13 protein-coding genes are annotated in these 15,603 nt (G+C 44.1%); 7 read left to right on the top strand and 6 right to left on the bottom strand.

Annotation, left to right across the window (positions count from 1 at the left end; translation table 11 throughout):
• The first annotated feature begins 151 nt into the window (after positions 1–151).
• Positions 152–1,225, top strand: coding sequence for a YaaC family protein (locus NXZ84_RS14275; protein WP_258841020.1), 1,074 nt, complete (start codon positions 152–154; stop codon positions 1,223–1,225).
• 2 nt (positions 1,226–1,227) lie between these two features.
• Here NXZ84_RS14275 and gyrA read toward each other — a convergent pair whose 3' ends face one another.
• From gyrA to dnaA, 6 genes are all read right to left on the bottom strand, one after another.
• The gene (gene gyrA / locus NXZ84_RS14270; protein ID WP_258841019.1) at positions 1,228–3,747 is read right to left on the bottom strand and encodes a DNA gyrase subunit A; all 2,520 of its coding nucleotides are present in this window, start codon (positions 3,745–3,747) and stop codon (positions 1,228–1,230) included.
• Positions 3,748–3,763: 16 nt separating this feature from the next.
• Complete coding sequence (gyrB, locus tag NXZ84_RS14265; protein ID WP_258841018.1) at positions 3,764–5,680, bottom strand: DNA topoisomerase (ATP-hydrolyzing) subunit B; 1,917 nt, start codon at positions 5,678–5,680, stop codon at positions 3,764–3,766.
• 34 nt (positions 5,681–5,714) lie between these two features.
• On the bottom strand, positions 5,715–6,833 hold the full coding sequence (recF, locus tag NXZ84_RS14260) for a DNA replication/repair protein RecF (RefSeq protein ID WP_258841017.1): 1,119 nt from the start codon (positions 6,831–6,833) through the stop codon (positions 5,715–5,717).
• Positions 6,834–6,847: 14 nt separating this feature from the next.
• Positions 6,848–7,072: a S4 domain-containing protein YaaA gene (gene yaaA, locus NXZ84_RS14255; RefSeq protein WP_258841016.1), complete on the bottom strand. Its 225-nt coding sequence runs from the start codon at positions 7,070–7,072 to the stop codon at positions 6,848–6,850.
• Positions 7,073–7,126: 54 nt separating this feature from the next.
• A complete protein-coding gene (gene dnaN / locus NXZ84_RS14250; RefSeq protein ID WP_258841015.1) occupies positions 7,127–8,263 on the bottom strand; it encodes a DNA polymerase III subunit beta in 1,137 nt (378 codons plus the stop codon).
• Positions 8,264–8,683: 420 nt separating this feature from the next.
• A complete protein-coding gene (dnaA, locus tag NXZ84_RS14245; RefSeq protein ID WP_396654048.1) occupies positions 8,684–10,030 on the bottom strand; it encodes a chromosomal replication initiator protein DnaA in 1,347 nt (448 codons plus the stop codon).
• A gap of 526 nt (positions 10,031–10,556) precedes the next feature.
• Here dnaA and rpmH point away from each other — a divergent pair.
• The 6 genes from rpmH (at position 10,557) to mnmG (ending at position 15,590) form a co-directional block, all read left to right on the top strand.
• On the top strand, positions 10,557–10,691 hold the full coding sequence (gene rpmH, locus NXZ84_RS14240) for a 50S ribosomal protein L34 (protein ID WP_258841014.1): 135 nt from the start codon (positions 10,557–10,559) through the stop codon (positions 10,689–10,691).
• Positions 10,692–10,818: 127 nt separating this feature from the next.
• Positions 10,819–11,178 carry a ribonuclease P protein component gene (gene rnpA, locus NXZ84_RS14235; RefSeq protein WP_258841013.1) on the top strand — a complete coding sequence of 120 codons (360 nt, stop codon included), beginning with the start codon at positions 10,819–10,821 and terminating at the stop codon, positions 11,176–11,178.
• Positions 11,175–11,384 (top strand): membrane protein insertion efficiency factor YidD, encoded by a 210-nt coding sequence (gene yidD / locus NXZ84_RS14230; RefSeq protein ID WP_258841012.1) that lies wholly within the window; start codon positions 11,175–11,177, stop codon positions 11,382–11,384. The genes rnpA and yidD overlap by 4 nt, the downstream gene beginning before the upstream one ends.
• Before the next feature lie 84 nt (positions 11,385–11,468).
• The gene (gene yidC, locus NXZ84_RS14225; protein ID WP_258841066.1) at positions 11,469–12,182 is read left to right on the top strand and encodes a membrane protein insertase YidC; all 714 of its coding nucleotides are present in this window, start codon (positions 11,469–11,471) and stop codon (positions 12,180–12,182) included.
• 139 nt (positions 12,183–12,321) lie between these two features.
• A complete protein-coding gene (gene mnmE / locus NXZ84_RS14220) occupies positions 12,322–13,698 on the top strand; it encodes a tRNA uridine-5-carboxymethylaminomethyl(34) synthesis GTPase MnmE (protein WP_258841011.1) in 1,377 nt (458 codons plus the stop codon).
• A 14-nt stretch (positions 13,699–13,712) separates the two neighbouring features.
• A complete protein-coding gene (mnmG, locus tag NXZ84_RS14215) occupies positions 13,713–15,590 on the top strand; it encodes a tRNA uridine-5-carboxymethylaminomethyl(34) synthesis enzyme MnmG (protein ID WP_258841010.1) in 1,878 nt (625 codons plus the stop codon).
• The last annotated feature ends 13 nt before the right edge of the window (positions 15,591–15,603 follow it).

Raw genomic sequence — 15,603 nt, 5'->3', positions numbered from 1 at the left:
ACACTTCCTTTTCTGCATCACATCATCATCAATGCATAGTAATTGTATACAATCACTACATCTCCTTTGAGAATAAGAAAAATATGAGAATCCCTACATTTATATTGTCTATGAGAAAATTATCCCTCCACAAATAAAGGAGAATTTGGTTATGTCCAGTTTGTATCCATTCTTACGCCGTATTCCGTGCGAAGAACCACGAAATAAAATGTGGGATCTCTATCTATTACTGGAGAGCGAACCGCAAGTGATTTCCTTCTTATGCCAAAGATATACTGCCTTAGGAGAAAAAGAAGCGAAAAAGTTAGCCTACCGTGCAGCAGAGCCTCTCATTCACTATATCAAACAAGCAAGACAAACCTATCTTGCCTGTTATCAAGCGGATGTAGCCGTTAAACCTCTGCTTAGTTACTATGGCATGACGTATTTATGTAAAGCATTCCTCCTCCAACATGATCCTTATTATCCACGAAAAGCGGATGTATTGCGCCATGGCTTGACCACTCGCAAACGGAAGAAACGAAATTTCCGCTTCTATGAAGATGAGGTGAAAATACAGCGGGAAGGGCTTTTTCCCTTATTGACACAGGCGCTTCATGCACCTTCATTAGAAGCTGAGTTTATACATATGCGCAGCTGCTACGCGTTGTTACCAGAGCTTCAAGATAGTTATCGTCAAGTATTTGGTGAGAGTACCCTTGCACCTATCCTTGAACTTTCCCCTTCTACACAAGTCGGAACTGGCATGTCCTTTTGTGTGGAGGAATCCATTTTAGACAACCTACACCTTACAAAAAAAGCTTTTCTTCAACGACTTAATCATCACCGTATAAGTAATGATTATCGCTTTACATTGGATCAACCAGCTGTGCGTGGAGGCCGCCTTCACTTGCTCTGGCAACACAATGATATTCCCCATGTCAATCGATGGGCTCATGGGTTTCATCATCCCTTTTTCCGTGAAGATACACAAGGCGGCTACTCCTTGTATACCGGAGATAGCCGCCTTGTGCACGTATCTGAAATCTTGATTCACTTAATCCTGCTGTTTGCGCTAAGCATGGTGTGTCGTTATGAAACCCCACTCTGGGGGGAGATCATAGGTGGGTCTGCTGCTGAAGATCGCATCTTTATCCACGAATTTCTCCGTCTGACAGAGCGGAAGTTCCCCCAGCTGATGCTTCATGCATTTTTTCAAGAGAAAGTATTGTTTACAACTTCCTAACCTTACTCGGTTTCGTTACCTGCTTGTTCCCCATTCACTTCCGTTTCCTCTTCTCCATTGGCAGCCGCGCGAATGGAGCCTTCCTCTAGTTCGTCTTCTTCGGTAAACTGTACGCGCGCTACGGTGGCTACTTCACCCTCGTCTTTCAAAGAGATCAGTTTCACACCTTGAGCGTAACGACCATAACTGGAGATTCCAGCTATGTTCATCCGGATAACTACGCCTTCGGTCGACACAATCATCAAGTCTTCTTCATGGGAGACCACTTTTAGACCTACAATGGGACCATTTTTTTCGGTGATGCTGAGGGTTTTTATCCCTTTACCACCACGGGATTGAACACGGTATTCAGTTAGAGGGGTGCGTTTACCGTACCCTTTAGTCGTAACGATCATAGCATCTTTTGTAGGATCTACAATATCCATTCCAATCACCTGGTCGCCTTCAGCCAAAGTCATTCCCTTTACCCCAGTAGCGGTACGCCCCATCTTGCGTACATCTTCTTCAGAGAATCGGATCGACATCCCTAAACTGGTTCCAAGTAGGATTTCTTGCTCTCCGCTTGTTCTGTATACTCCTACCAATTCATCCCCATCACGTAACTTGATAGCAAATAAACCGTTGCGACGGATGTTTCCGTACTCTTCCAACCCAGTCCGCTTGACGATACCATGCTTCGTGGCAAAGAAAAGGTAGCAATCAGGTGTAAATTCTTTTACTGGGATGATGGTTTGGATATATTCACCTGGTTCAATCTGAATAATGTTAATAACGGGAGTCCCACGAGCACTACGTCCCAAATCAGGTACCTCATATGCCTTCAAGCGATAGACACGTCCTGTATTTGTAAAGAAGAGGAGGTAGTGATGCGAATTGGTGACGAATAGATGTTGAACAAAGTCATCATCACGCGTTCCCATCCCTGCAACTCCTCGTCCACCACGTTTTTGTGCACGGTAGGTAGATAGCGGCATCCGTTTGATATAACCACGATGGGTCATCAAAATAACCACTTCATCTTCTGGAATGAGGTCTTCGTCTTGAATCCCGTCTTCCCCTAATTTAATCCGTGTACGCCGTTCATCGGCAAATTGTTGACGAACTTCTATAATTTCATCACGTACGACAGCACGAATTTTGTTTTCATCAGCAAGAATCGCTCTTAATTCTGCAATTAAGGTTTGTAACTCTTGATACTCCCCTTCAATCTTTTCCCGCTCAAGTCCAGTTAAGCGTTGCAGACGCATTTCTAAGATCGCTTGTGACTGTATCTCTGATAGCTTAAACCGTTCCATCAAGCCTGTACGTGCTTCGGCCGTCGTCTTAGAAGCACGAATCAATTCAATCACTTCATCGATATGATCGAGGGCAATACGAAGACCTTCTAGGATATGTGCGCGTTCTTCTGCCTTGTTCAGATCAAATTGCGTACGCCGACGTACCACTTCGATTTGATGATTGATGTAGTGATAGAGAACTTCTTTCAAATTAAGAACCTTCGGTTGCCCATCTACTAGAGCGAGCATATTCACACCGAAGCTGGTTTGCAATGATGTTTGTTTGTACAGATTATTAAGCGTCACTTTAGGATTTACATCGCGCCGAAGTTCAATGACAACACGCATTCCGTTACGGTCTGATTCATCGCGCAAATCCGTAATGCCATCAATCTTTTTATCACGAACAAGGTCAGCGATCTTCTCCACCAAGCGCGCTTTATTTACTTGGTACGGGAGTTCATCCACAATGATTCGCATCTTGCCGTTGCCCGCTTCTTCAATTCGCGTTTTCGCTCGCATCGGAATCGAACCGCGACCTGTACGGTATGCTTTCTTAATTCCATCTCGCCCAAGGATACTAGCACCTGTAGGAAAGTCCGGTCCTTTAATAATTTGCATCAAATCATCAATCGAGATCTCCGGATCTTCTAGCATTTTTAAAATGCCCTCAGTCACTTCACCTAAGTTATGAGGAGGAATATTGGTCGCCATTCCAACCGCGATTCCCGCCGCTCCATTGACGAGCAAATTTGGAAAACGTGCAGGCATAACAACCGGTTCCATCTGCTGACCATCGTAGTTAGGAACAAAATCAATCGTATCCTTTTGAATGTCGCGAAGCATTTCCGCTGTAATCGCTGCCATCCGCGATTCAGTATAACGCATGGCAGCTGGGGAATCCCCGTCTATTGATCCGAAGTTTCCATGTCCATCAACAAGCATATAACGATAAGAGAAATCTTGTGCCATCCGTACCATCGCTTCATACACAGCTACATCCCCGTGAGGGTGATACTGCGCTGTTACGTTACCGACTACCCGTGAAGACTTCTTATACGGTTTGTCAGACGTCATGCCCAGCTCATGCATCGTATACAAGATACGGCGATGAACAGGCTTTAATCCATCACGCACATCAGGCAATGCACGGCTCACAATCACACTCATCGCATAGTCAAGAAACGCGGTTCGCATCTCATCACTAATATTTACTTCTTGAATCCGCTCCGTATCGTGCGCCATTACTTACCCCCCGCTCTTAAACATCTAGATTCTGAACTTGTTTCGCGTACTCTTGAATAAATTCCCTTCTTGGCCCCACCTTGTCTCCCATCAATGTCTCAAAGACTTGATCTGCATCGATCGCATCTTGTAGTGAAACTTGTAACAAGGTACGGCTTTCCGGATCCATTGTTGTTTCCCACAGTTGGGTCGCATTCATCTCACCCAAACCTTTGTAGCGTTGTATATCAATCTTTCCTTTGCCGTTCATCTCTGCCATTACGACACCTTTTTGTCGATCATTATAGGCATAGCGAATCGTTTTTCCTTGTGTTAACTTGTAGAGTGGAGGCTGTGCGATATAAACATACCCTTCTTCTATCAATGAACGCATATAACGGAAAAAGAAGGTGAGGAGCAGTGTACGAATATGGGCACCGTCTACATCAGCATCCGTCATAATGATGATTTTATGATAACGAGCCTTGTCGATCTGAAAATCTTCGCCTACACCTGTGCCGAGCGCTGTAATAATCGTGCGTACCTCTTCGTTAGAGAGTGCTTTATCTAAACGAGATTTTTCCACGTTAATAATTTTACCCCGCAACGGTAAGATCGCTTGAAACATCCGATCGCGCCCTTGTTTCGCTGTCCCGCCAGCAGAATCACCCTCTACCAGATACAATTCGCTCGAACTTGCATTGCGAGATGTACAATCTGCCAACTTCCCTGGTAAAGAACTTACTTCCAAAGCATTTTTGCGGCGGGTTAGTTCACGTGCCTTTCGCGCAGCTTCACGAGCTCGTGCTGCAGTTAACCCCTTTTGAATCACTTTTTTCGCTTCCTGTGGATGTTCTTCTAAGAAGGTAGAGAAATGTTCGTTAAAGAGAGATTCAGTCACGGTACGCGCTTCACTGTTGCCCAGCTTCGTTTTTGTTTGTCCTTCAAACTGTGGGTCAGGTAATTTCACGCTGATAATCGCCGTCAATCCTTCACGTACATCGTCACCTGTAAGGTTGCTATCTTGCTCTTTTAACAAGTTGTTACGACGAGCATAATCATTGATCACCCGCGTTAGAGCAGATTTAAATCCAGATTCATGCGTTCCACCTTCATGGGTATGAATGTTATTTGCATAGGAGTAGATATGGCTAGAAAAACTGTCGTTGTATTGCATCGCAATCTCAACATTAAGACCTTCACGACTGCCCTCGATGTATACGGGTTGATCGTGCATAACTTCACGATTGCGATTTAAATGCTCGACATAAGAGCGAATTCCACCTTCAAATTTAAAGTGATCCGACTTTCCGTCTGCGCGCTCATCCGTAATATTAATCTGTACGCCACTGTTCAAGAAGGAAAGTTCGCGCAACCGTTTCTGTAAAATACCGTAATCATACTCTGTCGTCTCTGTAAACACCGTTGGATCTGGTTTAAAGTGGATAGCGGTTCCTGTCTCTTCTGTTTTACCGATCACTTTCAAATCTGCTTGTGGAACACCGCGTTCATAGCGTTGAAAGTGAATTTGTCCTTCTCGTCGAACCGTTACTTCCACCCACTCCGAAAGGGCATTTACAACTGAAACCCCTACCCCGTGTAATCCGCCAGAGAAGGTATACCCTTCCCCACCAAATTTACCACCAGCATGGAGCACTGTCATAACTACTTCTACTGCAGGTCGCCCCAATTTGGAATGAATGCCCACGGGAATACCACTTCCGTTGTCCACGACGGTAACAGAGTTATCTTCGTGAATCGTGACGTCTATGACATCACATCGTCCAGCCAATGCCTCATCTATACTGTTATCCACAACTTCCCACACTAAGTGATGAAGTCCGCGACTACTTGTAGAGCCAATATACATACCTGGGCGCTTGCGGACAGCTTCTAATCCTTCCAACACCTGAATCTGTGACTCATCGTATAATTGACGATCCTGTTCTGACATTCGTCGTTTCACCTACTTTCTCGATGCTAGCCTATTAACTGGAGAACAGGGAGACTTTCCCTTGCACCACCTGATAAATCTGGGCGTGCGCGAGGGTCTCCCTGTCAATTCCTTCTGTAGACGTACTTGTGACGAAGGTTTGCACTTTCCCGCGAATAGCCTCGAGCAAATGCGTCCTTCGTAAATCATCCAACTCTGATAATACATCATCCAATAAAAGAATGGGATATGAGCCCGTCTGTTCATGAATTAACTCTAATTCTGCCAATTTGAGTGAGAGAGCGGCTGTTCGTTGCTGCCCTTGTGATCCATAGTGATGTAAATTTGTCCCATTGGAAAACAGACACAAGTCATCACGATGGGGTCCAAAGGAAGTGCTCCCTTTTCTCACTTCATGCGCTCGTACACGGTTCAATTCAGCCATCACTTTATCATACCATGAAGATGGCTCTTCTGCTTTGAGAAGAAATGAGGGTTGATACACTATTTCAAGCTGCTCTTTCCCCTGCGTGATTAAATAATGAATCTCCTCTGCCCAGCTCGCTAATTTATCCACAAAAAGATAGCGCTTTTTCCACAAGCGCACAGCTAATTCCGCCATTTGTTGATCCAAAACATCTAAGAGTGTTGTCTCTGTCTTACCCTTAAATGCTAACTCTTTCAGCAAACTATTACGTTGTATAATCACTTTGTTATACTGCGTCAGATCGTAAACATAACTAGGACTAATCTGTCCTAACTCCATATCGAGAAAACGACGGCGTACCTGCGGACTCCCTTTTACAATCGCTAAATCTTCTGGGGCAAACATAACCGCGGTCAAGGTGCCGATGTAGTCGCTCATCCGCTTCTGTTCGATCCCGTTCTTGATTACTTTTTTTCCCTTAGCATTAAACTGAACCTCTAGTCGTTGTATATAATCCTGTTGTACAATCCGGGACGAAATCTTGGCAAAAGGTTGTTCCCACTGAATCAATTCTTTATGTGAACGTGTACGGTGTGATTTTCCCAGTGCTAACAGATATAACGACTCTAAAATATTGGTCTTCCCTTGCGCATTCTCACCGATAAACAGGTGCAGATCCGCAAAGTTATCCAATTTTAAATAGGGGAGATTGCGATAGTGGACCAGTTCCAGTTCCTTGACGTGCAAACCTTCCCCTCCCATCACTCGTTGTGGATAACGTGAATCACACCAAACTCTTCCACTTCCACTTTATCTCGCGGGACAATTTTTCGACCACGACGTTGATCTTGTTCTCCATTTATCCACACCGCGTACTCCGCTAAAAAGGGTTTGGCTTCTCCCCCTGATGCAATCACATCCGCTCGTTTTAATAACTGACCCAGCGTGATATACGGGGTTGAAATGGATATGGTTACCGTTTGCACACGTCTCCTCCTCTACTTAAAAACAGATCTACTTTCTGCTCTATATAATTTATGTTACCGGGTACGAATGGGAACGATCAGATGAAGCGCATCATCACGATCTGCGGGTTGGATTAAAAATGGTGTCATCATCCCTGTACATAATATACGAATCGAATCACTTTCGATCGTTCGCAGTGATTCCATCATATAGTAAGCGTTAAAGGCAATCGTCATCTCTTCCCCTGTCACCGTAGCCGGAACTTCCTCCGAAACGCTTCCAATCTCTTTATCGTCTGATTGAACTTGAATAGACCCATTCTCTTTTATCGTCCATTTTATCACATTATCGCGCCCATCACGGCTGATAAGTGCCGCCCGTTCAACAGAATGTAATAGCTCTTTGGTAGCAGCAGTAACTTCTGTTTTTCCACCACTAGGAATCACTCGGTTGGTATCAGGATAGTTACCTTCTAACAGACGAGAAAAGAATAAGATGGTCCCAGCTTTAAGTAAGATTTGATTCTCTGAAACAATCACATCCACCCAACCTTCTTGATCAGCTAAGATTTTAGCCAATTCGGTCATGCTTTTACCCGGAACAACGACATTGGATAAAGTAAGCTCTGCTGGTGACTCCACTTGAGCATTTCGTTTAGACAGGCGATGGCTATCCGTTGCGACAAAGGTAAGGTTTCCCTCGCTCAACTGCCACAAAACGCCGGTTAAAATTCCACGTGCTTCTGAGGTTGCCGCAGCAAAACCTGTTTGTCGAATCATCGTTTTGAGGAGATCAGCTGGGAAGCTAAACATTTGATCATCATGTAGTTCTGGTAGATGAGGATATTCGTCCGCATCTAGACCCTTTAGTTGAAATTGAGATTGTTGGGATCTGATCGAGGTAAGGAAGCGCTCTCCTACTTCCACCTCAACTTCTTCTCCAGGTAGCTTTCGTATAATATCGCCAAATATTTTCCCCGGCAATACCACATTACCTATTTTATCCACAAGTACCTGTTCTTTATCATCTTTTCTTTTTTTGATAAATACTTGGATGGTTAGATCCGAATTACTTCCAGTTAAAGTAAGGCCGCTTTCATCAGCGGTAATTTTAATCCCTGTCAAAATGGGGATGGTTGTTTTTTGCGAAACAGCTTTTGATACTTGAGAAACGGCTTCCATGAAGGTTGACCGTGCTATACGAAATTTCATCGAGATCCTCCCTTATTGACGAAAAATTATTCTATCACTTGTGGAGAAAAAGATCTATGTTTTTTATTTGTCCACAGGTAAGTAAAAGTTAAATTGAATGGATGTGAAAGTGAGAAAAATAAATAAGATTGACGAATAATCCTAGCATACCGTGTACGCTCGTATTTTTCTAGCGTGGATTGGTGAAAGTTAAATCATATGTAGGGGGAGATGGGGAGTAAAAAAAATTAGAATGAATAAGCATATATGCAAAACGGCTCTCATATATTATTACTTTAATCTTTTTCGTCGTCATAGTAATAGGGACTGTGGATATGTGTATAAATGTGTCGAACGCTGATTATATAGGAGGAAAGTGATGTGGACAAAGGTGTGCATAAGTGGGTATACCTTATCCACACCATCCACAACTGCTGGGGATTAACCGGTGAGTTGCTTTTTTATATCTTGGATAGTTTGTTGAAGTTCACGGTCTTCTTTCTGTCGTTTGGATATTTTTTCATGTGCATGAATCACAGTTGTATGATCACGTCCCCCAAACTCATGGCCAATCTTGGGTAGAGAGTGTCCTGTCATTTCTCGCGATAGGTACATCGCAATCTGTCGAGGATAGGCGACACTTTTGGTTCGCTTTTTTGATTTTAAATCCTCAATGCGTAGCTTAAAGGTATGGCATACTGCACGTTGGATATCGAGAATGCCGATTTGTTTAGGCCCTGAGTCAGCCACAATATCTTTTAGTGCTTCACGGGCTAAATCGGTTGAAATCGGTTGATTCATAAGAGCGGAATAAGCGACTACTCGAATGAGAGCTCCTTCAAGTTCGCGAATATTGGTATCGATACGGGTGGCGATGTAAGCCATCACATCACTTGGGGTATCCAAATTATCAGCAATTGCTTTTTTGCGCAGAATAGCGATCCGGGTTTCCAAATCAGGTGGTTGAATATCTGTGATTAAGCCCCACTCAAAGCGGGAGCGTAGCCGATCCTCCAAGGTAGGAATCTCCTTAGGCGGTCGGTCGCTTGATATGATGATCTGTTTGCGCTCTTCATGTAAGGCGTTAAAAGTATGGAAAAATTCCTCTTGTGTTTGTTCTTTTCCTGCTAAGAACTGAATGTCGTCGATCAATAAGATATCCACATTGCGATATTTATTGCGAAAGTCGACCGTTTTATTATCTCGAATCGAGTTAATAAATTCATTTGTAAATTTTTCAGATGACAAGTAGACCACCCGTGAGCTAGGTGTGTGCTGCTCTACATAATGTCCGATCGCATGCATTAAGTGCGTTTTTCCCAGTCCTACGCCGCCATATATAAAGAAAGGATTATATGCTTTGGCTGGAGATTCCGCTACAGCTAGCGATGCAGCATGGGCAAAGCGGTTGCCAGACCCGATTACAAATGTATCAAAGGTATAGCGTTCATTGAGCAAACTTGAAACTTGCTCTTCCTCTTTATGGACTGGGGGGGACGGGGGCTTAGGGGCTTCAACTACCTCTTCTTCTTCTGCCTGCGTCATGGTAATAAAATGAACACCGATGACCGAACCGGTCGCTTCTTGTAACGTTTCACGAAAAAGATCCGCATAGTTATTGCTGAGCCAGTTGCGCACAAAATCATTTGGTGCGGCGATTGTTAGGGTTTGATCGCGATATTCAATCGCTTCAGTAGCTTTTACCCATGTTTCGTAACTAGGTTTACTCAGCTTTTTTTGGATCCGTTTTAATACTTGGGACCACAATTCTTGGTAATGCATGTTCATTTCAAACCCCCCTTCAAGATAATCATTTATTTATCCTCTTTTTCATCCACAGAATGTAGACGGACTAGAGTACAGTTTCTCGGATAGTAAAGAAGTTATCCACAGTATCCACAACCAATAAGGAAAAAACCCGTACACAGCTGTGCATAAGCCAGGTTAGACTTATCCACAAGCTGTGGATAAGTCTAACCTGCCTCACCAGTTATTCACATGGAAAAGCATCAATAGGATATCAGATTCTCGTGCTGTTGACAATGGGAACGCATAGACTTATCCACAGTTCACATGGGTGTGGATGAAAGAATCCACAGGGGGATAATATGTGGATAACATCTGAATAGGATGTGGATGAGTAAAAACCGGGTTTTTTCCACATGTGGATAAGTTGGAAATCAAGCTTCCTTGACAATCCCTTTTTAGGGTCGATATAATGGTCTGTAGTCTAATTGTTAAAGGCAGAAGTTTGTCGGGATAGAAAGGAGGAACCCTGGCACCGTTCCACAATGGAGAGGCCAGGTACCGCGAAATGAAACGTACATTCCAACCGAGTAATCGTAAGCGCAAAAACGTACACGGTTTCCGCAAGCGGATGAGCACCAAAAATGGTCGCAAAGTCCTCAGCAACCGTCGTCGTAAAGGCAGAAAAGTATTGTCTGCATAAGATAAGGCCACACTGTTTCAGGTGGCCTTTTTTTCCTATTGAGAAGAAAAAATGGCCCGTTTAAAAAGAGTGTTGATTGTCCTATACTGGAAGGGATCAAGGTGTGGCTGGAAGGGGGCAGTAACAGGTGCAAACGGAGTATCGTTTAAAAAGGCGCAATGACTTTCGCAAGGTATTCCGTACGGGGTCATCTGTTGCCAATCGTCAGTTTGTGGTATATCGGGCGAAGCGGAGTGAAGTAGGAACCATTCGTGTTGGGATTTCCGTAAGCCGCAAAGTGGGAAATGCAGTGACGCGTAATCGCATTAAGCGCTTGGTAAAAGAGGTTGTGCGGGATTGGGCACCTGATTTGCCCAAGAATACTGATATCGTTATTATTGCTCGTAATCCCGCTGCTTCTATGGACTATAAAGAGGTTCAAGCAAGCTTGCGTCATGTTTTCCGTAAAGCTGGGATGTGGTCGAAGAAGGAGAATTCTATCTTATGAAGCGACTCTCTCTCCTGCTCATACATTTTTATCGCACCTTCCTTTCTCCTTTAACCCCTCCTACCTGTCGTTTTTATCCTACCTGTTCGCAATACGGAATCGATGCGATCACGCGTTACGGATTTCTCCATGGGGGATGGTTGACGGTGAAGCGCATCTTAAAGTGTCATCCCTTTCATCCAGGTGGGCATGATCCAGTCCCTTAATCTTTTATGTAGTAAATAGATTTGATGTTTGAAATAAAAAGGAGGCGTCTTCTTGTGCACCGTCGACGCTTAATCGTAATCCTCATGCTCATTGTGGGCGTGCTGATGGTTACCGGATGTAGTCCTGGGACTGTAAGCCCAATCGATGCTGATAATAGTTTTTGGGACAAGTATTTTGTTGCCCCTCTTTCTGACGCGCTCGATTGGTTTAAAGAGTTTCTAGGCAATTATGGTTACTCTATTATTGTGTTAACCATTATTATTCGTTTCTTCCTCTTACCACTGACGTTGAAACAGATGAAGAGTTCAAAGGCGATGCAAAAAATCCAGCCTGAGATGCAGAAGCTAAGAGAGAAGTATAAGAATGATCAACAGAAAATGCAGCAAGAAACGATGAAGTTGTTCCAAAAACATAATGTAAACCCAATGGCAGGGTGTTTGCCTCTCTTGGTGCAAATGCCGATTTTAATTGCTTTCTATCAGGCTATCATGCGGAACGAGCATATTTTTGAAGCCAATTTTCTTTGGTTGGAGTTAGGAAGCGCAGATCCTTATTATATCTTCCCTTTGCTTGCAGCGGTGACAACGTTCTTACAGTCGATTGTTATGGGAATGGGAGATAATCCACAGACACGTCTCTTTTTGTGGATCATGCCAATTATGATTTTTGTTCTCGCTTTCAATTTCCCATCTGCCCTTTCCGTGTACTGGGTGATTAGTAACCTGTTTACCATGGTTCAATATGCAATCTTGGGGGACAAGTTTAAGGCAAAGAAAAGCGAGGCACCAGCGAAATAATAGCTGCTCAGTAAAGAACCAGAGAGATTGAAAGTGAAAAGAATGGATGAAAAAACTCTCCTTAGGGGAGTTTTTCGTTTATATAAGGGTTTATGATAAAATAAAGCGATCGAGATCGAACGTGGATGGAGGTGACGGTATGGAACAAGATACGATTGTAGCAGTGGCAACAGCGATGGGTGAAGCAGGGATCGCGGTGATTCGGATTAGTGGACCAGAAGCGATACCGTTTGCCGATCGTGTCTTCCGCGGACGGACTCCGCTGGCTGAAAGCAAGACGCATACCGTTCATTATGGTTATATACATCATCCGGAGCGAGGAGAGCGGATCGATGAAGTGTTGGTAACTGTGATGCGGGCTCCACGTACTTTTACACGAGAGGATGTAGTGGAGGTAAGTTGTCATGGAGGAACGATTCCCACACAAAAAACACTGGAGGCTTTATTAGCTGCTGGGATTCGTTTAGCGGAACCAGGTGAATTTACCAAACGTGCTTTTCTTAATGGACGTATCGACTTATCCCAAGCAGAAGCAGTTATTGATCTGATTCGCTCAAAAACAGATCGTGCGGCACGTGTAGCTCTGCGGCAAGCGGAAGGACGATTATCGCAAAAGATTCAACAGTTGCGCAACAAAATTGTAGAGACACTTGCTCACCTAGCAGTGAATGTAGATTATCCCGAATATGATGCTGAGGAGATGACAAGTCAGCTTTTGCAACAAAACCTACAAGAAGTGCAGCGGGAGGTAAAAAGCTTACTTACGAGTGCACGTCAAGGAAAAATATTGCGTGAAGGAATTTCTACTGCGATTGTCGGTAGGCCCAATGTAGGAAAATCCTCATTACTAAATGCTTTAATTCATGAAAATAAAGCGATAGTAACAGATATTCCAGGTACGACGCGCGATGTGATTGAGGAGTATGTAAATATTCGAGGGATCCCGCTACGTCTAGTTGATACAGCTGGAATACGTGATACTGAGGACGTGGTGGAGCGAATTGGAGTAGAGCGCTCTCATAAGGCATTGGCAGAGGCAGATCTGATGCTGCTTGTGTTAAATATGGCAGAACCGTTGGCAGAAGAAGATCGCCAGCTCTTACGCCAGATCGATGATCGTACAGCGATAGTGATTGTTAATAAAGCTGATCTTTCACCCGTATTAAACTTGACTGAGGTGCAAAAATTGATAGGTGATACTCCCCTTATCACTACTTCTCTTAAAGCGGAACAGGGGATTGACCAGTTGGAAGAAGCGATCGCATTGCTCTTTTTCCAAGGAAGTGTGGATGCGCCTGATTTGGCTGATGTGAGCAATACACGTCATATTCATTTATTGGAGCAAGCAGATAAGCAATTGAATGAAGCATTGGAGGGCATCTCGTTACAAGTCCCCTTAGATATGGTGGAGATTGACCTAAAAGATGCATGGCAGTCTTTAGGTGAAATCATTGGTGAGGCTGTATCAGAGGATTTGATCGATCAAATCTTTTCCCAATTTTGTCTAGGGAAGTGAGAGGAGGAAGTAAGATGGAAACAAAATACGATGTGATTGTAATTGGTGCGGGTCATGCAGGTTGTGAGGCTGCCTTGGCTTCCGCCCGTATGGGTTCTTCTACACTATTGCTCACTCTGAGTTTAGACATGATTGCTTTTATGCCGTGTAATCCTTCTGTGGGTGGACCTGCTAAAGGACATGTTGTGCGTGAAATAGATGCGTTAGGCGGACAGATGGCCCGTACGATTGATAAAACTCATATCCAGATGCGGATGCTAAATACTGGAAAAGGACCTGCTGTATATGCACTGCGAGCGCAGGCGGATAAAGTGTTATATCAACAAGAGATGAAACGCGCTTTGGAACAAGAGCCTAATGTCATCATGCAACAAAACATGGTGGAAGAGTTGATTGTGGAAAACGGAGAGTGCCGTGGAGTAGTGACACGCACAGGTACTCGCTATGAGTCGAAAGCGGTCATCTTAACGACGGGCACCTATTTGCGAGGCAAGGTGATTATTGGGGACTTGGCATATGAAAGCGGGCCTAATAACCAACAGCCTTCGATCCGTTTATCTGAGCATCTGGAAACTCTCGGCTTTGACTTGGTTCGTTTTAAAACAGGAACTCCGCCGCGTGTACATGCACATACTATAGATACGAGTGAGATGGAAATTCAACCGGGTGATGAGGTGCCACGCGCTTTTTCCTATGAAACGACGGAATATATTACAGATCAACTTCCGTGTTGGCTTACCTATACCAATGAACAAACCCATGAAACCATTCAGGCCAATCTCCATCGTGCCCCTATGTATTCAGGGGTAATCGAGGGAACAGGACCGCGTTACTGTCCATCTATTGAAGATAAAATTGTTCGTTTTGCCGATAAAAATCGCCACCAGGTCTTCTTGGAGCCTGAGGGTAGAAATACGGATGAAATTTATGTACAAGGATTGTCGACAAGTTTGCCAGAAGATGTGCAGTTGATGATGCTTCGGTCTATGAAAGGAATGGAAGAGGTACAAATGATGCGTACTGGTTATGCGATTGAGTACGATGCGGTTGTACCAACGCAGTTATGGCCGAGCTTAGAGACAAAACATCTACCCAACTTATTTACTGCTGGACAAATCAATGGTACCTCTGGATACGAAGAAGCTGCTGGTCAAGGCTTAATGGCAGGGATTAATGCCGTCCGGAAAGTACAAGGGAAAGATCCAGTTATCTTAGATCGTTCACAAGGGTATATTGGGGTAATGATCGACGATTTGGTTACGAAGGGAACGAATGAACCATATCGTCTTCTTACCTCGAGAGCAGAATATCGACTCTTGTTACGCCACGATAATGCAGATATGAGACTAACGGATATTGGATATGAGATAGGTTTGATTCCACAAGCACGTCATCAGAGGTTTACTAAAAAGCGTGCCCAGGTAGAGATGGAGATCGAGCGCTTACGGCGTACAATTATCAAACCGAGTACGGAAGTGAACCGATTACTAGAAGATCGAGGCTCCAGTCCGATTTCGCAAGCGACTGAACTAGCCAATCTCTTACGGCGACCGGAGTTACACTATGAAAATATTGCTACTTTGTCTCCAGCTCCAGAAAAGATGGACGCAGAGGTAGCTGAGCAAGTGGAGATTCAATTAAAGTATGAGGGCTATATAAAGAAATCGCTACAACAAGTGGAGAAAATGAAAAGGATGGAAGAAAAGCGCATTCCCGCATGGGTTGATTATCACAATATCCATGGTATCTCCTCTGAAGCACGCGAAAAGTTGGAGCAGGTACGTCCATTATCTTTTGGACAGGCGGCGCGTATTTCAGGTGTAAACCCTGCTGATATCTCGATTCTCTTGGTTCACATCGAACAAGGTGGAAAATCATTTGCGAAAAATTGAGAGGAGGGCGGTC

It is taken from the genome of Mechercharimyces sp. CAU 1602, assembly GCF_024753565.1.
Classification (GTDB): domain Bacteria; phylum Bacillota; class Bacilli; order Thermoactinomycetales; family JANTPT01; genus Mechercharimyces.
This window is presented reverse-complemented; position numbering and strand designations above follow the sequence as displayed.